Here is a 2888-nt window from a genome sequence, read left to right as displayed (position 1 = left end):
GGATTGGTCGTTGTAACAAAATTAGAAAATGGATTAAGAATGAAAAAGAAAATATTACTCGGCTTGGGTTTGACGACTACTGTCGCCGCAGGCGTTGGTTGCATAGCAACTAAACCCTATTTTGACGAAAAAGCTCGAATAGAATTATTGGCGGACCAATTAGAGTCACGTATTAGTATGCGATTTAATGATGGAAGTAAGTGGAGATACCGCTATTCTTTTGAAATACCTAATAACCCGAAGGTAGCAGATTGGAATACTGAGAATGTTAATCTCCCTCAGATATTGTTTACTATCGAAAACCTAGAATATAAATCCAAGGTCAGTTACTGGGCATTAAACATTGATGGTACTGACCCTCAATTGCTGATCCCTGAAGGGGTATTGCCGCCCGCGCCTAATACTGGGATTGATTATGCTAAATATATGTCACGATCGCCAAATGGCCGCTACCTTGTTATCCCTCAGAAAGATAGCACTGTGTTGTATGATCTAAGTAATGGTGAAATAACAAACATTAGTGAGGAGTCTGGTTCAACTCGTCACGACATTATGTGGGATACAGACAGCACACAAGTTGTTGTGAAAAAAAGAGATGAGCTTCTGCTGGTTAAGCTAGACACCAAAGAGGTAGTGAAATTTACTGATGTAAATGGTTCATACGCACGTTACATGACCTCTTTTGCCAAGCCTTATATGAGCCAGTCAGAGCAAGCGATCTATTTGAGTTTTAATTCGAGTTTGGCGGGGTTTGGTTGTGGGTGGGAGAATGACGAATACCTTGAAACTTTTGGGGAGAGCGATGTACCCAAATGCGGTAATACATTCGTGTTTGATGCCAAAACCTTAAAACTGGTCGATCGCGGTGATTTTACTCCGGATAGCTACGATTGTAATGTCTGGGGTGGTACGTATGGAGATGGTTTCTACTGCCTCGGAGGTGAGGGAGGAGGCAAGGTATACCGCTCGGGAAGACCATCTGAAAAAATAGGCGATTTCCCTGCTACAGTCGATTTGTTGGCTTTTAACGGTAGTGATATGTGGTTCGTCCCTGTTCATGGCCGAAACATAACCCGTGTGTTACACCAACCAACTGAGAATAGCCCTACTACAGAAATGATATACCTTTACGGTGCTAAAGGCGTAACAAAATCTGCGTTTGGTTTTGGCTTTAGCCGTTATGTGATTGAGCATAAAGAGGCGGATAATTGGAGTGAGTCACTCTATCCGCTGCCAACCTACGCTGACCTAAAAAAAGCGAAAGTGGTACTAGAGGAGCGTAATCATGGCTAGGGCTAGGGCTAGGGCTAAGGTTAAGGTTAAACAGTACTCTCTCTATTTTGTGGGGTAATTACTGGAGAAGCAGTAATAGAGATATTTGTTCGATAAGATAAACCCAATCCACTTCTTTTCGAGTGCTGTAAACAGGCAGATTTGTTGTCAGTCACGCTTGTTTAGCTAGTTAATGATTTAAGGGTTAATTAAATCAACCCAAACTGGGAGGAAGGTTTCTTATCTTCGGTTTCTATCTGATAAATAAAGAATTACCATGTGAGGTTCGGTTGTGTTGGGTGGTGCGCCACAACAGTGACAGCGCCAAATAATGATGGTTGAAGTTCAAATAGTGAATGGGTATCATATCAGAACCAAATCGCCCAAATTTAAGCCTTATCAGCTTAAGCATCACCGCAGCCGAATGAACAAAAGATTCTTGGTTGTGGAGATCTCAAATGCAATTGTTTTGCAAATTTATACCGGGTTCTAAGTTAACGTATGACGAACTCGATTACGTCCTGACGCCAGATGAGTGCATCGGGCAGCTTTCGCGCGCGCGAAACATGCAAGACGTCCTGCGGCAACTTCCCAAGCCGCTATCGGAAAGACTCACCCTGTCAGCAAAGAAAGACATCCACAGCCTACTCAACAACGTCAGGCAGCGCCTCGTTCGTGCCGAGTGGATTGCGCTGTCTTCCTTTACCCGCCGAACTAGCCTTACAGACACGCAACTTCAGGCATTTCCTGCACTGAGAATGCAAGTTGATAAAGTGTTGGCAACGCAAGATACAAAACCGGTCAAAGCTAACTATCAGGCAGTCACTGATGATGTTCCTTTGGCACGAAACCTGACTTACACACCGGTACCACCCTCTCCGGATCATAAAATTGTGGTTGAATTCGCTGGCCAGTGGTCAAGCAATGCTGCCTGTCTGATGTTGGCTAAAACAGAAGCCCAAAAAGAGAAAGTGACCGTAGGCAAAGCCGATCTGGACAACAAACACCGCAGCCTCGCCACTTTCAAAGACTTAGAAGTTGAGGGTAAAACGCTTTATATCAAGATTCCGTGTGCCGATCAGCCCACTCCTATCTTGTTGAAGCTTGCTGAAGATCTTCAGCCGGTGGACAAGGAAACGGAGATGGATGAGTGGGATAACGTGCTAATTCCTGTAAGACCACTTTATTACGCAACAGAGGACAAGCGGCGTGAAAAGCTGGCGGATGCGAAACGTGGATATATCTATGTTTTTTGGAAGCGAAAGCTTTGGCGTGAACTCATTGTTACTGAGAGTGGGTATTTTTCGGATATTGATGTTGACTACTATCGTGCTTTGTCAAACAAACAAGACAAACAAAAACGTCAAGCAGAAGGCTTTCCTATTGACCACATCTGGATGCCTTACAAAATTAAGGGAGAAGTACAAGTAGCGAACAATAGCTTAGGTCTTATTTATAGCGCGACACAGATAGGTTGGGGTGTGATTGAGCAGTTGGAAAACGATCTAGACTTTTATTTAAGTCAAGTAATTAGTATGGACGAATGGGTAAGCTATTCAACTGCTCAAAGCTTTGATGATCAAGAGCATATTGTTGATATAAATATACCTAAATTG

2 protein-coding genes are annotated in these 2888 nt (G+C 43.4%); both read left to right on the top strand.

What is annotated here, in order from left to right; genetic code table 11:
• The coding region (locus tag CAG65_RS19860) for a hypothetical protein (RefSeq protein WP_237668863.1) at positions 1-1293 on the top strand (1293 nt) is incomplete at its 5' end.
• Between the two features lie 437 nt (positions 1294-1730).
• Positions 1731-2888: hypothetical protein (locus CAG65_RS19855; protein WP_161454738.1), on the top strand; the 1158-nt coding region annotated here is incomplete at its 3' end.

This window comes from Vibrio sp. V39_P1S14PM300 (assembly GCF_009904765.1).
GTDB lineage: Bacteria > Pseudomonadota > Gammaproteobacteria > Enterobacterales > Vibrionaceae > Vibrio > Vibrio proteolyticus.
The sequence above is the reverse complement of the archived record's forward strand: the minus strand, read 5'-3'. Positions and strand labels throughout refer to the sequence as shown.